Origin of the sequence: Streptomyces violascens, from assembly GCF_014649955.1 — a bacterium.
Taxonomy (GTDB): Bacteria; Actinomycetota; Actinomycetes; order Streptomycetales; family Streptomycetaceae; genus Streptomyces; species Streptomyces violascens.
In genome coordinates this window covers 289,341-303,828 of sequence record NZ_BMUA01000003.1, presented here as the reverse complement: position 1 = coordinate 303,828, position 14,488 = coordinate 289,341, and the positions used below count along the sequence as shown (strand labels likewise).

The window sequence follows — 14,488 nt, the reverse complement described above, 5'->3', positions numbered from 1 at the left end:
CTCAGCTCCTCAGCAGAATGGCGGAGGTGGGGACTCCCTCGCCCGCGGTGACCAGGCAGGTGGCGGCGTCCGGGACCTGGGCAGTGCTGTGGCCGCGCAGCTGTTTGACTCCCTCGTTGATGAGGTTGAAGCCGTGTACGTAGGCCTCCGACAGGCCTCCGCCGCCGGTGTTGATGGGGAGGCGGCCGCCGATCTCCAGGGCGCCGCCCTCGGTGAAGGCGGCGCCTTCACCGCGCCCGCAGAAGCCGTAGCCCTCCAGGGAGAGAGGGATGAGCGGGGTGAACGCGTCGTAGATCTGGGCCACGTCGACGTCGTCGGGGCCGAAGTCGGCCTGCTTCCACAGGTGCCGGGCGGCGGTCCAGGCGGGGCCGGTCAGCGGGTCGTCGTTCCAGTAGTTGACCATGCCGTGGTGCTGGGCGGGCAGGCCCTGGGCGGCGGAGTGCACGTACACGGGCTTCTGCCGGCAGTCGCGGGCGCGCTCGGCGGCGACGATGACACACGCCAACGCGCCATCCGTTTCAAGGCAGTTGTCGAAGAGACACAGGGGTTCGCTGATCCAGCGGGACGTCATGTACATCTCCCGGGTCAGCGGGCGCTCGTACATGATCGCGGCAGGGTTCTGGTTGGCGCGGTTGCGGCAGGCGAGGGCGACGTTGAAGAGGTGGTCGCGAGTGGCGCCGTGCTCGTGGAGATAGCGGCGGGCCAGCATGCCGATCTCGTCGGCCGGCCGAAGCAGGCCGAACGGACGGGTCCACTGGGCCGGGGTGGGAAGCTGAACGGCCGTATTTTTCCAGGGCCTTGGCCCACTGCCCCGCTTTCTCGACCGCCAGGCGACACCGACGCTCGCCTGCCCGGTGGCGATCGCGGCGGCCAGGTGCCCGACGGTGGCGCAGCAACCGCCGCCCCCGTAGCCGATCTTGCTGAAGAAGGTCACGTCGCCCGCGCCGATGGACTTGGCGACCTCGACCTCGTCGGTCTCCTCCATCGTGTACGAGGCGAACGCGTCAACCTCGGCGGCGCTGATGCCCGCGTCATCGAGCGCGGCGACGATCGCCCGGCACGCCAACTCCTTCTCGGACTCCGGCAGTTGCTTGGCGAAGGGCGTCTGCCCGATCCCGACTATGGCTGTCGCGTCCTTCAGGGTGGCCATGGCCCCACCTCCACGAGCGTCACCAGTACTGACAGCGCAGGAGGCTACAGCTAATCTGACGGTTAGTCAGCAATGGGGTCTCCCCTGCTCGAACGGAGTTGAGAGCTTGGGGAAGGGTGGAGGGGCTTTCGATGGGGCTTTCGGTGCGCGGGGACCTGGAGTGGGGCACGATCGCGAAGCTGGTACGCGGCGCGGCCGTCCGGTACGGCGAACGCGAGGCCGTCGTCGAGGGTCGCAGTCGCATCTCGTACGCGGAGCTCGGCGAGCGGGTCGAGCGCGCGGCCGCCGCGTGCATGGCGGCCGGCGTCGAGCCCGGCGACCGGGTCGCCCTCTGGGCGCCCAACACCGCGGACTGGATCGTCTCGGCGCTCGGCGCGGTGACCGCCGGCGCGGTGCTCGTGCCGCTGAACACGCGGTTCAAGGGCGCGGAGGCGGCGTACGTCCTCGACAGCAGCCGCGCGAAGCTGCTGTTCGTGACGGGAACATTCCTGGGCACCTCGTACGTCGCCTCACTGCGCCGCGCGACCGCCGAGGGCTCCGGTTCGGGCCCCCTGCCGTCGCTCCCGCACCTGGAGCAGGTGGTGGTCCTCTCGGACGACGCACCCGACAACTTCCGTACGTGGAAGGACTTCCTGGCGGGCGGGGAAGGGGTGTCGGATGCGGAGGTGACGGCCCGGGCGGACGCCATCGAGCCGGAAAGCCCCTCCGACATCATCTACACCTCGGGCACCACAGGCCGCCCCAAAGGCGCCGTGATCACCCACGCCCAGACCCTGCGCGGCTATGCGATCTGGTCGGAGCTCGCGGGTCTGCGCGAGGGCGACCGGTACTTGATCGTGAACCCGTTCTTCCACACCTTCGGCTACAAGGCGGGCATCATCGCGTGCCTGATGCGGGGCGCGACGATGGTGCCGCAGCCGGTGTTCAACATCGACACGGCGCTCGCGAACATCGCCGCCGAACGCATCTCGGTCCTGCCCGGCCCGCCCACCCTGCACCAGTCGCTCCTGGACCACCCGGCCCGCGACCAGCACGACCTGAGCGCCCTGCGCCTTGTGGTGACGGGGGCTGCGGTCGTCCCCCTGCGCCTGGTCGAACGACTGCGGACCGAGCTGGGCGTGGGCACCGTCCTGACCGCGTACGGCCTGTCCGAGGCGAGCGGCATCGTCACGATGTGCCGCCGCGGCGATCCGGCGGAGGCCATCGCCTCGACCTCGGGCCGTGCGATACCCGGCACGCAGATCCGCGTCCTCGCCGCCCCGGGCGCCCCGGGCGAGGTCCTGGTGCGCGGCTTCAACGTCATGCGGGGCTACTACGAGGACGAGCCGGAGACGGCGCGGGCGATCGACGAGGACGGCTGGCTGCACACCGGCGACGTCGGCGTCCTGGACGAGACGGGCAACCTCCGCATCACCGACCGGATCAAGGACATGTTCATCGTCGGAGGCTTCAACGCCTACCCCGCGGAGATCGAGCAACTCCTCGGCCTGCACCCGGAGGTGGCCGATGTCGCGGTGATCGGCATCCCCGACGCCCGCCTCGGCGAAGTGGGCAAGGCGTACGTGGTCCGCCGCCCCGGCTCGGTGATGACGCCGGACGACCTGATCGCCTGGTCCCGCCGCGAGATGGCGAACTACAAGGTGCCGAGGGAGGTCGAGTTCCTGGCGGAGCTGCCGCGGAACGCGAGCGGGAAGGTGGTCAAGGGGGAGCTGCGGGCCCGCTCTTGTGCGGGCGGCTTTGAGTGAGCCCGACCCTGTCCGAAGGCTTGGCTCAGCCCTTGACGTCGGCTACGAAGGCGGCCCAGCTGGCGGCGCGGAAAAGCAGAACGGGGCCCTGCTGCACCTTCGAGTCGCGGACGGGGACAAGATTGGGGAATCCGTCGGCTATCTCGACGCAGCTCCCGCCGTCGCCGTTGCTGTAGCTGCTCTTGAACCAGCGCGCGGCACTCAAGTCAAAGCTGTTGCTTGCCATTTCGATAGTCCTTAGCCGCTTCCTCGATCACGGTGAGGGACGCCTCCGGTGGCATTGCGGCGGCCCTGAGCCGATCGTATGCCTTACGGTACTGCTTCACGACGGCCGGATCGTCGATGGTGTCGCCGCTGTACGACGACTCCGTATAGAGCAGCGGCGGGGCGTCGGGGAAGTCCAAGACGGTGACCATGCCAGCCATCAGAGGATGTGCCCCGCAATTCCACGGAAGGATCTGTGGAGTGATCCGGTGCTGCCGTGCCAACGCTGCGATGTGTTCGAGCTGTTCGGCCATCGCTTGTGGCGAGGTGATCGGCAGTCGGAGTAGAGACTCGTGCAGGATCGCCCAGTACTCGGGCTTCATGGGGTCGGCATCGAAGAGTTGGGCCCGGGCGAGGCGTGCGTACACTCGCGTGTCCGTCTTCTCTTGCGGCTCTGTCGGGTGCGCAGCCCGGCTCACGGCGCGGGCGTACGCCTCGGTCTGGAGGAGACCAGGGACGACGGTGGGGCCCCACTCCTCAATGGATTCGGCGCGCTTCTCAGCCTCAAGGACCCGCTCGAAGTACGAGGCGTGCCCGCCCCGCTTAGCCTTGCGCACGTCCTCGCAGCGGCGCGCGAAGAACCCGTCGGTCTTCAGTACCCGGTCCACGTGCTCGGCCAGTTCGCGCGGCATGCGGCGCTCGCCCCGCTCGACTTCGCTGAGGTGGCTCAAGCCGTAGAAGCTCCCCTCAACCAGCTGCTGAAGCGTGAGCCCCGCCGCTTCCCGCTTCCAGCGCAGCTCCTTGCCGTAGAAGCAGGGGACGCTCTCCGAGCCGTCGATGTCCTTGCGTCGCACCATGGTCTGCCCGCCCATTCCACAACGTTCCTGCCGCGCTTCACAGTTCGCGCAGGGGAACCCAAACCCCTTCCAAGGTAGGCCACTTCACGTCAGGGTGTGACTGAATCGTCACAGTGCGCATGCGTGCGCGTGCGCACCCACAGGAAGGCACTGCCCCATGAGCCCCCACCAGGACCACCACCCCGTGTCCCACCGGCCGGACGGCGACGACATGACCCGCTGCGTGCAGGAGCTGCGCCGCGCGCTGGCGGCCCACGGCATCATCCTGCCCTCGCTCCGCGTGGACCTGCCGAGCTTCGTGAGCCGGTACCCCTCCCCGTCGGGCCTGGTCGCGCTCGGCAACTGCAACACGGACACGGCGCTGAGGCTGGCCGAGGCGCTGCGGTGCTGCAGCGGCGAATGAGCGGTTGCGGGGGAGGCCTGTGGGGCACTCGCCGCGCCCCCGGCCCCCGCGCCCCCGGGCGGCGGTGGCCGGTTGGCCGTGAGGGCTGTCGCAGCGGTGGGTCACATGGGTGAGGCGGTTACCTGGAGGACGTACACGCACTGGTGCCGCACGATCGTCAGGTAGAGGAACATGCCCCCGGGAACGAAGGCGGTCTGGACGCCGTCCCCCAAGCCCTCGTAGCGCGTGCCGTCGAGATGGAGAGCTGCTGCGGCTCTGGTGATTTCGGCGGCGCGTTTCTCCACCTCGGCGACCAGCAAGGGTGGTGGAGGTGTCTCGCCGCCGACCACGTGCGTCTCGTGGGGCTCGTACTCCCAGTGCCACTCACTCATGCGCGAGCGACTCCCGGGCAGTGAGGTAGACGGTCCGGATCTCCTCCATGGCCGTCCGCCAGGCCGGATCGTCGCGGTCGAGGATCTGTGCGGCGTACTCGGCGGAGTGCAGGCGCGAGGCGAGGGCGGGGAAGCGTGCGATCTCGATGACGATCGCCCAGGCCTCCAGGAACTGCACGATCGGACCGAGTGAGTCCGTGCGCGCCGCAAGGGCGATCGCTTCGTCCTTCTGCTGTTCCATCTCGGCCAGCCGGTGCGGCGCGACCTGGGCCAGGGCGACCCGGAGCGCCGCGGGCGTTCGTTCCGGCCGTGGGATGAGGGGGCCGCCGGGCTCGGTGTGCTGTGCGCTCATCCTGGTCCTTCCTGAGGTGCCAGGGGCCACAGTACGGGAGGCGTACAGACCTCGCGGGGCCGTTGTGGAAGCCGGACCCGCGCCGGGCACACGACTGCGGTGCGGGCCCGCCCCCCAGCGGGTCCCGCACCGATGGTCCTGCTCCCCCCGGCCGCGGCGGCTCCCCTCCCGCGCCGCCGCGGCCGTCCCCCGCTCGGATGGGCTACTGGGCCTTCGGCCTGAAGGGCTCCGAGGTGGCGTGCTGGTCGAGCGTGGTGATCGCCGGCTCGTCCGTGGCGTGCTGGTCAAGGGTGGTGACCGGGGTGCCGGTGGCGTGCTGGTCGAGCGTGGCGATGGCGGGCTCGTCCGTTGCGTGCTGGTCCTGCGGCGTGACGAGCGGCTCGTTCTTCTTCACGTCGCCCATGATTCTCATCTCCCGTTGGTGGTGCTGCCTGAGTGGATGGCGAAACCGTCCGGCCACTCCCCCGAGGGTGGCCGGACGGACTTGCCAGGGCCGACAGATTAATGTCCGGCCGTCCTGTCGGCTCTCGCGCCCCCCGACGCGCCGGGCCGACAGGTAAGACAATGCCGGGTGCCGATAAACGTTCAATGAACGCGCTGACCAGGGCCGTTATGCGGCCGCCAGCGGGCTGAGCAGGGCGCGCACCTGGACGGCCTCCGGCGAGCCCAGCTCCTCGAAAATGACCAGCGCGTCGCGCCAGCAGACCTGCGCCCGGCCGGCGTGACCGATGGCCGCCAGAGCCTGTCCGAGCACGGTCAGGACGTTGCCGCGCCGCCACTCGCCGCCGATGCCGCGCAGCACGGTGAGCGCCATCTCGGCGTTGGCCGCCGCCTGCGCGGGCCGCCTGCCCGAGAGGTCGACCTCCGCGAGCCGGAACAGCGTCATGCCCTCCCACAGGCGCTGCCTGCTGTCCCGGAACACTTCGAGCGCCTCGTTGAGCCGGTCCGCCGCCGCGGGCAGCTGGCCGCTCTTGGTGAGCGCGAGGCCCAGGGCGTAACGGGCGTTGGCGCCGCGCAGCTCGTGGCCCATCGAGTCGTAGATGTCGAGGCCCTCCTGTGCCAGGGTGACCGCGCTCGCGGTGCGGCCCATGGCCAGGTGGATGCGGGACAGGTTGCACAGCGCGCTGGCCTCGCCGGGCCGGTTGTCGTCGGCGCGGAACGCCTCGATGGCGCGGGTCAGGTGGGTCTCGCCGTCGGTGTGCCGGTTCTGGTAGAGCGCGATGATGCCGCGCGCGTTGGAGGCCCAGCACAGCGGCAGCGGGTCCGCGGTGGGCCCGGCGAGGCGCATGGCCTCCTGGGCCTCGCGGTCGGCCGGCTCGAACCGGCCCGCCAGCTGGTGCACATTGGCCAGCGTCATCACGGCGCGGCCCTCGGCCTGGGTGTCGCCCCAGGTGCGGGCGGCCTCGCGGACGGCCTCGGCGGTCGCCTCGTACTGCTTGGAGTTGGCGCCGGACTCGCCGAGGTCGAGGGCCGCGTACAGGAGGTCGACGGCGCGGCGCAGGGTGCGCGGCCCGGACAGCTGGCGTACGCAGGCGAGCAGCGGGTCGGCCTCGGTGTACAGCCAGTCCTGGGCGGCGTGGCGGTCGTCGAAGACCAGGCCCCGGTGCGTGGTGGGCTCCAGGTGGTCCACGAGGCGGTCGCCCGGGCGCTCCAGGGCGTACACCCCGGACGCCGTGGCCAGATAGAAGTCGAGCAGGCGCGACATCGCCGATTCCCGTTCCGCGGACGGCAGATCGTCCCGCTCGGCGCAGGAACGCGCGTAGAGCCGCACCAGGTCGTGATAGCGGTAGTGGCCCGGCGCGGCCGACTCCACCAGGGACGTGTCGACCAGCGACTCCAGGAGGTCCTCGGTCTCCTGCTCGGGCAGGTCGAGGACGGCGGCCGCCGCGGCAAGCGAGATGTCGGGCCCGTCGGGCAGGCCGAGCAGGCGGAAGGCGCGGGACTGGGCGGGCTCCAGCTGGCCGTAGCCGAGCTCGAAGGTGGCCTTGACCGCGAGGTCACCGGCCTGGAGCTCGTCCAGGCGGCGGCGTTCGTCGGCGAGCTTCGCCGCCAGTACGGACACCGTCCAGGTACGGCGCGAGGCGAGCCGGGATGCTGCGATGCGGATGGCGAGCGGCAGGAAGCCGCACGCGGCGACCACGTCCAGGGCCGCCTCGCGCTCCGCGGAAACCCGCTCCTCGCCGACGATCCGGGTGAACAGCTGGAGCGCCTCGTCGGGGGACATCACGTCCAGGTCGACCAGGTGCGCGCCGACCAGGTCGACCATGCGGATGCGGCTGGTGACGAGCGCCGCGCAGCCCGCCGTGCCCGGAAGCAGCGGCCGGATCTGGGCCGCGTCCCGGGCGTTGTCGAGCAGCACCAGGACCCGGCGGCCGTCGAGCGTGGAGCGGAACAGGGCCGCGCGCTCCTCCATCGAGTCGGGGATCGCCGAGTCCGGCGTGCCGAGCGCGCGCAGGAACGCGCCGAGCACGGTGTCCGGCTCGGCGGAGTGCTGCCCCGCGCCCTGGAGGTCGACGTACAGCTGGCCGTCGGGGAAGTACGGGCGGGCAGTATGGGCGACGTGCACGGCGAGGGTGGTCTTGCCGACGCCCCCGATGCCGGCCAGCGCGGAGACCGCCATGACCGTGGTCTCGGCGCTGGCGAGCCGCGAGGTGAGCTCGCGCACGAAAGCGGCCCGGCCGGTGAAGTCCGGGACGGACGCGGGGAGTTGAGCAGGGCGGACCGGGGCCGGGGCGGAGGCGGGCGCGTCGGCGGGCGGCCGGGCCAGGTCCTCGTCGGCCTGCAGGATGCGGTGCTGGAGGCGGGCGAGCTCGGGCCGCGGGTCGACGCCGAGCTCGTCGGCGAGCAGCCGCCGGGTGTCCGCGTACACGGCGAGCGCCTCGGCCTGGCGGCCGCTGCGGTACAGGGCCAGCATCAAGAGTTCGCGCAGCCGCTCGCGCAGCGGGTGGGCGGCGGTCAGCGCGGTCAGTTCGGAGACGGCCTCGGCGTGGCAGCCCGCCTCCAGGTCCATGTCGAGCCGCGCCTCGGTGAGCTGGAGGCGCCACTCGGCGAGCCGGGTGCGCTGGTTCTCGGCGTACGGGCCCGGCACGTTGGCGAGCGGTTCGCCGTCCCAGTGCGCGAGCGCCTCGTTCAGGAGGTCGCGGGCGCGGGACTTCTCGCCGCCGGCCCGCGCCTTCTCGGCGGCGGTCGCCAGCTCCTGCGCCTCGGCGAGGTCGAGGGTGGCGGCGCCGGCCCGGATCGCGTAGCCGCCGGACTCGCTGACCAGGACCCCGGGGTCGAGCACCTTGCGCAGCCGGGAGGCGTATGTGCGGAGCGCGGCAAGCGCCTGCGAGGGCGGCTCCTCGCCCCAGATGGCGTCGATGAGTTCGGCGGCGGTGGCGGTGCGGCCGTCGCGCAGGAGCAGGGCGGCGAGCAGGGCGCGCTGCTGCGGGGAGCCGGACGGCAGGGCCTCTTCGCCCCGCCAGGCCCGTACGGGTCCGAGTACGCCGAAGCGGAGCCCGGCGCCGGACGCCTCCGGGTCGTGCTCGGCCGCCGCCTGGACGAGGTGCCCCGTCGTGCGCTGCGGCGGTGGTACCGGAGCGCGCTGCTCCGGTACGCGCGTCCCGCCGTCACGGTCCATAGCTGCCCCCTGTACCCCCGTACTCCTGGATTGCTCCCCGCCAGTCTGCCCTGTCCGGAGGGGTCGCGTCAGCAGCGGGTGACGCTCTGCACAAGGCTTCGACACATGCCCTGCACACTCATCGCAAGCGCTGGTGGGGCGCGGGAGCGGTCCGGGCGGGGCCCGAGGCGTGCGCGAGTAGCTGACGGATCGTCAGATCAGGTCTACCGTAAACGGCATGGAGACCTTCCCGAAGATCATCTCGGTGGACGACCACACGGTGGAGCCCCCCAACGTCTGGCGGGACCGCCTCCCGTCCGCATACCGGGACATCGGCCCGCGCATCGTCAGAGCCCCCCTGAAGGAAATGACGTTCCTGGGCGGCAAGTTCGCCCCGGTCATGGGCGCGAAGGGGGACGACGGGCCGATCGGCGACTGGTGGGTGTACGAGGACCTGCACCGCCCGCTGACCCGACTGGACACGGCGGTGGGCTACGACAGGGACGAAATAAGGCTGGAAGTGATCACGTACGAGCAGATGCGACCGGGCTCGTACGACGTTCCGGCCCGCCTCGCCGACATGGACATGAACCACGTCCAATCGGCCCTGTGCTTCCCGACCTTCCCCCGCTTCTGCGGCCAGACGTTCACCGAGGCGAAGGACCGTGAGCTCGGCCTGCTCTCGGTGCGGGCGTACAACGACTGGATGGTGGAGGAGTGGTGCGGCCCCCAGGCGAGGGGCCGCCTGATCCCCCTCACCCTGATCCCGCTGTGGGACGCCGAACTCGCCGCAGCAGAGGTCCGCCGCAACGCGGCGCGCGGGGTGCGCGCGGTGGCGTTCTCCGAGATACCGCCGCACCTGGGCCTGCCCTCGATCCACACGGACGACTGGGACCCGTTCCTCGCCGCGTGCGACGAGACCGGCACGGTGATCGCCATGCACATCGGCTCCTCCAGCCGCATGCCGTCCACCTCCCCGGACGCCCCGCCCGCGGTCGGCTCGACCATCACCTTCGCCAACTGCTGCTTCTCGATGGTCGACTGGCTGATGAGCGGCAAGTTCGAACGCTTCCCCAACCTCAAGATCATGTACGCGGAGGGCCAGATCGGCTGGATCCCGTACATCCTGGAACGCGCGGACGTGGTCTGGGAGGAGAACCGAGGCTGGGGCGGAGTGGCGGACAAGGTCCACCGCCCGCCGTCCGAACTCTTCAGGGACCACGTGTACGGCTGCTTCTTCGACGACGCGTTCGGGCTGCGCAACCTGGACGCGGTGGGAGTCGGCAACGTCCTGTACGAAACGGACTACCCCCACTCGGACTCGACGTGGCCCAAGTCGAGGGAGGTGGGGGAGTCGCAGATGGGGCACCTGGAGGGGGACGTGGTGGAGCGGATCGTGCGGGGCAACGCGATCGGGCTGCTGGGGTTGACGCCCGAGGGGCTCTGGCCTGGGGCGTGAACGTCCCCGGGCGGTCGCCCTGTTGAGAGCGGGGGTGGTGGTCGCAGCCCGGGAGCTCCGACCACTACGCCTCCTCTCTGATCGCGCCTTCACCGCACACGACAGTGGGCAGCTGGACGAAACCCCACGACGGGGAAGCGCCTCGGCTGCGTGAATAGGGGCGGCGTCCTGCCGGAACGGGAGTCGGGGCCTAGCCGGCCTCATGGGCCGGAGTGTTGCCCAGCCCCCTCAGGGTGAGTGGCGCGCCCAGTAGGCACCCCGCCAGGATCCCCGCGTGGAGGGTCGTGGGCTCATGGTGACGCAGGTGGGCCGGGACGCGGCAGGGTGGGCCGTCGTCGGGTGGCGGTGACATTTGTCCGGGCCGCCGCCACCATGAACGGCATGGCACTGACCCTTGCTGAAGCAGAGAAGATCCTGGCCGACAACTTCGCACCCTGGGTGCTCGATCTCGGGCTGACGGTGGAGGACACCGGCGCGCTCCATGCCGTACTGCGGCTGCCCTGGAGCGACGCGCTCGCCCGGGACGGGGGCGGGATCAGCGGGCAGGCGCTGATGGCCGCCGCCGACACCGCCACCGTCATCGCGGTTGCCTCCGCGCGCGGGGCGTACGGGCCGATGACGACCGTTCAGCAGTCCACCACCTTCCAGCGCCCCGTCACCGGTGTCGACGTACTGGTCGACGCGCGCGTCACCAAGCTCGGGCGGCGGATGGCCTTCGCCGAGATCACCATGACGGGCGAGGGCAGCGAGGAGCCGGCCGCCCGCGCCTCCACGGTGTACGCCCTGCTCGGCTGACACCACCACCGCCCGCACACCCCTTGCCTGACGATGCGTCAGCAATGACGATAGGGGCCACCGAGTTATTTGACGGTTCGTCAGATCAGGGTGGAGGCGGGCATACGGTGCCGATACTGCCGAACGGGCGACTGGTGTACGGGATGCAGCTTCCCGTCCAGTCGCAGAGCACCATCTACGCGGAGGGGTGGGAAGCCGACGCCGGGCCGGAGGACCTGGTCGCGATCGCGCGGGCGGCCGACCGGTCGGGGTTCGCGTACGTAGCGAGCTGCGACCACGTCGCCATTCCCCGGCGGCTCGCGGGGCCGATGAGCACCATCTGGTACGACCCGGTCGCCACCCTCTCCTTCCTCGCCGGGGTCACCGAGCGGGTCCGGCTGATGAGCCATGTCGCCGTCGTCGGGCTCCGGCACCCCCTCGTCGCCGCCAAGCAGTACGCGACCCTGGACCACCTCAGCGGCGGGCGGCTGATCCTGGGGGTCGGAGCCGGGCACGTACAGGAGGAATTCGAGGCGGTCGGGGCCGACTTCGAGCGGCGCGGGCCCGTGCTCGACGAGACCATCGACGCGCTGCGGGCCGCGCTGGGGCCGGAGGAGTACCCGTCCTTCCAGGGCGAGCGGTTCGCGTTCAGCGGGCTCGGACAGCGGCCCCGGCCGGCCCAGCGGCACGTACCGGTCTGGGTGGGCGGATCGTCCCCGGCGGCGGTCCGCCGGGCCGCCCTGCGCGGGGACGGCTGGCTGCCCCAGGGGGACAGGAGAAGCGAACTCCCGTCCCAGATCGCCAAGTTGAGGGGCATCCGTGAGGACGCCGGGATCGTCGACCCCATCGTCATCGGCGCGATCACCGAGGCGTTGTACGTCGGTGAGCCCGGCTGGGAGACCGGGCGGCGCACCCTCACCGGGAAGCCGGAGGCCCTCGCCGAGTCGCTGCGCGTGTACCGGGCGATGGGCGTCGACCAGATACAGGTGCGGTTCCGGTCCCGTGGGCGCGATGAGCTCACCGACCAGATGGCCGCGTTCGGGGCCGACGTCGGCCCGTACCTCAATGACTAGGAGTCCAGTATGGGCAAGCTCGACGGGCGGGTCGTCTTCATCACCGGTGCGGCGCGCGGGCAGGGCGAGCAGGAGGCCCGCCTGTTCGTGGCCGAGGGGGCCAAGGTCGTCATCGCGGACGTGCTGGACGAGCAGGGCGAGGCACTGGCCAAGGAGTTGGGGGAGGAGGTGGCCCGCTTCGTCCATCTCGACGTGAGCCGGGAGGAGGAGTGGACGGCCGCCGTCGGCGCCGCCAAGGACGCCTTCGGGAAGATCGACGGGCTGGTCAACAACGCGGGGATTCTCCGTTTCAACGCGCTGGTGGACACTCCGCTGGATGAGTTCATGCAGGTCGTGCAGGTCAACCAGGTCGGCTGCTTCCTCGGGATCAAGACCGTGGCGCCCGAGATAGGGGCCGCGGGCGGCGGCACCATCGTCAACACCGCCTCATACACCGCGATGACCGGCATGAGCGCGGTGGGCACATACGCGGCCACCAAGCACGCCATCCTCGGGCTCACCCGGGTCGCGTCGATGGAGCTCGCGCATCTGAGGATCCGGGTCAACGCGGTGTGCCCGGGGGCGATCGACACCGCGATGTCCAACCCCGCCCAGCTGGATCCGACGGCGGACGCCGCGGAGACCTCCGCGGCCCTCGACGAGCTCTACCGCAAGCTGGTGCCGCTCGGCCGGGTCGGCAGGCCCGAGGAGGTGGCCGCGCTCGCCCTGTTCCTGTCCACGGAGGACTCCTCGTACATCACGGGGCAGCCGTTCGTCATCGACGGGGGGTGGCTGGCGGGGGTGTCGCTGTTCTGAGGCCGCGTTCCGTGGCTCCGCGCGAAGCCCTGCCTGACTGTGCGTCAGGTATTGACGGTCCATGCGGCCGGTGGAACAGTCGAGCTCGTCACAATCTGACGATGCGTCAGAAACTCGTGATATCTCATGAAGGAGAAGTCCCTTGGAATTCGGACTCTTTGTGCAGGGATACGTGCCCGCAGCACGGTCCGCGGTCGACCCCATGGCGGAGCACAAGGCGCTGATGGAGGAGACGAAGTACGTCATCCAGGCCGACAAGTCCGGCTTCAAGTACGCCTGGGCCTCCGAGCACCACTTCCTGGAGGAGTACTCGCACCTCTCGGCCAACGAGGTCTTCCTCGGCTACCTCGCCCACGCCACCGAACGCATCCACCTCGGCTCCGGCATCTTCAACCCGCTGGCCCAGGTGAACCACCCGGTGAAGGTCGCCGAGAAGGTGGCCATGCTCGACCATCTCTCGGAAGGGCGCTTCGAGTTCGGGTCCGGGCGGGGGGCGGGCTCGCACGAGATCCTGGGGTTCATACCTGGCGTCACCGACATGAACTACACCAAGGAAATCTGGGAAGAGACCATCGCGGAGTTCCCCAAGATGTGGCTCCAGGAGGAGTACCCGGGGTTCCAGGGCAAGCACTGGCAGCTTCCACCGCGCAAGATCTTCCCCAAGCCGTACGGGAAGTCGCACCCGGCCATGTGGTACGCCGCCGGGTCCCCCTCCTCGTACGCCATGGCCGCGCGCAAGGGGCTCGGGGTGCTCGGCTTCTCCGTGCAGAAGGTCTCCGACATGGAGTGGGTCCTGGAGCAGTACAAGACGGCCATCCAGGAGGCCGAGGCGGTCGGTGACTTCGTCAACGACAACGTGATGGTGACGTCGACGGCGATTTGTGCGCCTACGCATGACGAGGCCGTACGGATCGCGGTCGAGGGCGGGCTCAACCGGCTCCAGTCGCTCGTGTTCCGGTACCACGACACCTTCCCCCGGCCGGAGGGGATTCCGGAGTGGCCGGAGACCCTGCCCGAGTACAACGCGGAGATCATCGAGCTGCTCATCGCGGAGGAGCTGATGATCTGCGGCGATCCGGACGAGGTCACGGCGCAGTGCAAGAGGTGGGAGCAGGCGGGGGCGGATCAGCTGTCGTTCGGGCTGCCGATCGGGGTGCCGTTCGAGGACACGCTGCAGACGATTCGGCTGATCGGGGAGCATGTGATTCCGAAGATCGACACGGATCCGGTGCACCGGTCCTCCCGGTTCCGGGCAGCGGCGGGGGGCTGACGCCCCCGGGCCCCGGGGGCGGGGGTGCGCCGGGGTTCCGCCCCGGGCCCCGGTGGCCCCCCGCCCCTTCCCGCTGTGACACTCTGCGGCTCCGCCGCGGGGCCTCCGGGGGTGAGATGTCCGGGTGCGGCCCGGTGGTCGTTCCTGGGGCTCCGCCCCAGACCCCGTTCGCGCCTCAAGGGCGCTCGTCCTCAATCGCCGGACGGGCTGAAATGGGCTGACGTCCGTGATCGTCGACTGGCCAGGGACGCCTGCTTGGACACCCTGCCAGGGGGCAATCCCGCCAGGGGCGCGAGGAACTGCGCGAGCAACCACCCACGGTCCGCAGCCGACCGAGCACCCCTCGTCCGACCCCACCCCCGGCGGGTTTCGGGAAGGGGCGAGCGAGGGGCCGATGGGGTCTGGGGCGGAGCCCCAGGAGGCCCGGGCCGTCCAAC

14 protein-coding genes are annotated in these 14,488 nt (G+C 70.7%); 7 read left to right on the top strand and 7 right to left on the bottom strand.

Going from position 1 to position 14,488, the window contains the following annotated elements:
• Position 1 precedes the first annotated feature (1 nt).
• Positions 2-1,150, bottom strand: coding sequence for a lipid-transfer protein (locus IE206_RS09715; RefSeq protein WP_189961645.1), 1,149 nt, complete (start codon positions 1,148-1,150; stop codon positions 2-4).
• A gap of 143 nt (positions 1,151-1,293) precedes the next feature.
• Between IE206_RS09715 and IE206_RS09710 the strand changes: the two genes are divergently transcribed.
• Complete coding sequence (locus IE206_RS09710; RefSeq protein ID WP_308433920.1) at positions 1,294-2,895, top strand: FadD3 family acyl-CoA ligase; 1,602 nt, start codon at positions 1,294-1,296, stop codon at positions 2,893-2,895.
• A gap of 25 nt (positions 2,896-2,920) precedes the next feature.
• On the opposite strand, the gene IE206_RS09705 is transcribed toward IE206_RS09710, so the two are convergent.
• Together IE206_RS09705 and IE206_RS09700 are read right to left on the bottom strand one after the other, a co-directional pair.
• Entirely contained in the window at positions 2,921-3,121 is a 201-nt protein-coding gene (locus tag IE206_RS09705; RefSeq protein ID WP_189961643.1) for a DUF397 domain-containing protein, read from the bottom strand.
• Positions 3,102-3,956 carry a helix-turn-helix domain-containing protein gene (locus tag IE206_RS09700; RefSeq protein ID WP_189961890.1) on the bottom strand — a complete coding sequence of 285 codons (855 nt, stop codon included), beginning with the start codon at positions 3,954-3,956 and terminating at the stop codon, positions 3,102-3,104. The genes IE206_RS09705 and IE206_RS09700 overlap by 20 nt, the downstream gene beginning before the upstream one ends.
• 157 nt (positions 3,957-4,113) lie before the next feature.
• Here IE206_RS09700 and IE206_RS09695 point away from each other — a divergent pair, with 157 nt between their 5' ends.
• Complete coding sequence (locus IE206_RS09695) at positions 4,114-4,359, top strand: hypothetical protein (protein ID WP_226598895.1); 246 nt, start codon at positions 4,114-4,116, stop codon at positions 4,357-4,359.
• Between the two features lie 101 nt (positions 4,360-4,460).
• On the opposite strand, the gene IE206_RS09690 is transcribed toward IE206_RS09695, so the two are convergent.
• From IE206_RS09690 to afsR, 4 genes are all read right to left on the bottom strand, one after another.
• Positions 4,461-4,730, bottom strand: a complete 270-nt coding sequence (locus IE206_RS09690; RefSeq protein ID WP_189961642.1) for a hypothetical protein — start codon at positions 4,728-4,730, stop codon at positions 4,461-4,463.
• Entirely contained in the window at positions 4,723-5,082 is a 360-nt protein-coding gene (locus IE206_RS09685) for a hypothetical protein (protein WP_189961641.1), read from the bottom strand. Before IE206_RS09685 ends, IE206_RS09690 begins: the two co-directional genes overlap by 8 nt.
• A 202-nt stretch (positions 5,083-5,284) precedes the next feature.
• Entirely contained in the window at positions 5,285-5,485 is a 201-nt protein-coding gene (locus IE206_RS09680; protein WP_189961640.1) for a hypothetical protein, read from the bottom strand.
• Between the two features lie 207 nt (positions 5,486-5,692).
• Positions 5,693-8,701, bottom strand: coding sequence for an SARP-family global regulator AfsR (gene afsR / locus IE206_RS09675; RefSeq protein WP_189961639.1), 3,009 nt, complete (start codon positions 8,699-8,701; stop codon positions 5,693-5,695).
• A 217-nt stretch (positions 8,702-8,918) separates the two neighbouring features.
• On the opposite strand from afsR, the gene IE206_RS09670 reads away from it, so the two are divergent.
• The 5 genes from IE206_RS09670 to IE206_RS09650 all read left to right on the top strand — a co-directional run bounded on the left by IE206_RS09670 (position 8,919) and on the right by IE206_RS09650 (position 14,051).
• Entirely contained in the window at positions 8,919-10,139 is a 1,221-nt protein-coding gene (locus IE206_RS09670) for an amidohydrolase family protein (protein WP_189961638.1), read from the top strand.
• A 381-nt stretch (positions 10,140-10,520) separates the two neighbouring features.
• Positions 10,521-10,934 carry a PaaI family thioesterase gene (locus tag IE206_RS09665; RefSeq protein ID WP_189961637.1) on the top strand — a complete coding sequence of 138 codons (414 nt, stop codon included), beginning with the start codon at positions 10,521-10,523 and terminating at the stop codon, positions 10,932-10,934.
• Positions 10,935-11,041: 107 nt separating this feature from the next.
• Positions 11,042-11,986, top strand: coding sequence for an LLM class F420-dependent oxidoreductase (locus IE206_RS09660; RefSeq protein ID WP_226598894.1), 945 nt, complete (start codon positions 11,042-11,044; stop codon positions 11,984-11,986).
• 9 nt (positions 11,987-11,995) lie between these two features.
• A complete protein-coding gene (locus tag IE206_RS09655) occupies positions 11,996-12,781 on the top strand; it encodes an SDR family NAD(P)-dependent oxidoreductase (protein WP_189961636.1) in 786 nt (261 codons plus the stop codon).
• A gap of 142 nt (positions 12,782-12,923) precedes the next feature.
• Entirely contained in the window at positions 12,924-14,051 is a 1,128-nt protein-coding gene (locus tag IE206_RS09650) for an LLM class flavin-dependent oxidoreductase (protein ID WP_189961635.1), read from the top strand.
• Positions 14,052-14,488 lie beyond the last annotated feature (437 nt).

Coding starts and splice junctions, on each gene's coding strand:
- IE206_RS09715 (WP_189961645.1), bottom strand. CDS start 1,150: ATGGCCACCCTGAAGGACGCGACAGCCATAGTCGGGATCGGGCAGACG.
- IE206_RS09705 (WP_189961643.1), bottom strand. CDS start 3,121: ATGGCAAGCAACAGCTTTGACTTGAGTGCCGCGCGCTGGTTCAAGAGC.
- IE206_RS09700 (WP_189961890.1), bottom strand. CDS start 3,956: ATGGTGCGACGCAAGGACATCGACGGCTCGGAGAGCGTCCCCTGCTTC.
- IE206_RS09695 (WP_226598895.1), top strand. CDS start 4,114: ATGAGCCCCCACCAGGACCACCACCCCGTGTCCCACCGGCCGGACGGC.
- IE206_RS09690 (WP_189961642.1), bottom strand. CDS start 4,730: ATGAGTGAGTGGCACTGGGAGTACGAGCCCCACGAGACGCACGTGGTC.
- IE206_RS09685 (WP_189961641.1), bottom strand. CDS start 5,082: ATGAGCGCACAGCACACCGAGCCCGGCGGCCCCCTCATCCCACGGCCG.
- IE206_RS09680 (WP_189961640.1), bottom strand. CDS start 5,485: ATGGGCGACGTGAAGAAGAACGAGCCGCTCGTCACGCCGCAGGACCAG.
- afsR (WP_189961639.1), bottom strand. CDS start 8,701: ATGGACCGTGACGGCGGGACGCGCGTACCGGAGCAGCGCGCTCCGGTA.
- IE206_RS09670 (WP_189961638.1), top strand. CDS start 8,919: ATGGAGACCTTCCCGAAGATCATCTCGGTGGACGACCACACGGTGGAG.
- IE206_RS09665 (WP_189961637.1), top strand. CDS start 10,521: ATGGCACTGACCCTTGCTGAAGCAGAGAAGATCCTGGCCGACAACTTC.
- IE206_RS09655 (WP_189961636.1), top strand. CDS start 11,996: ATGGGCAAGCTCGACGGGCGGGTCGTCTTCATCACCGGTGCGGCGCGC.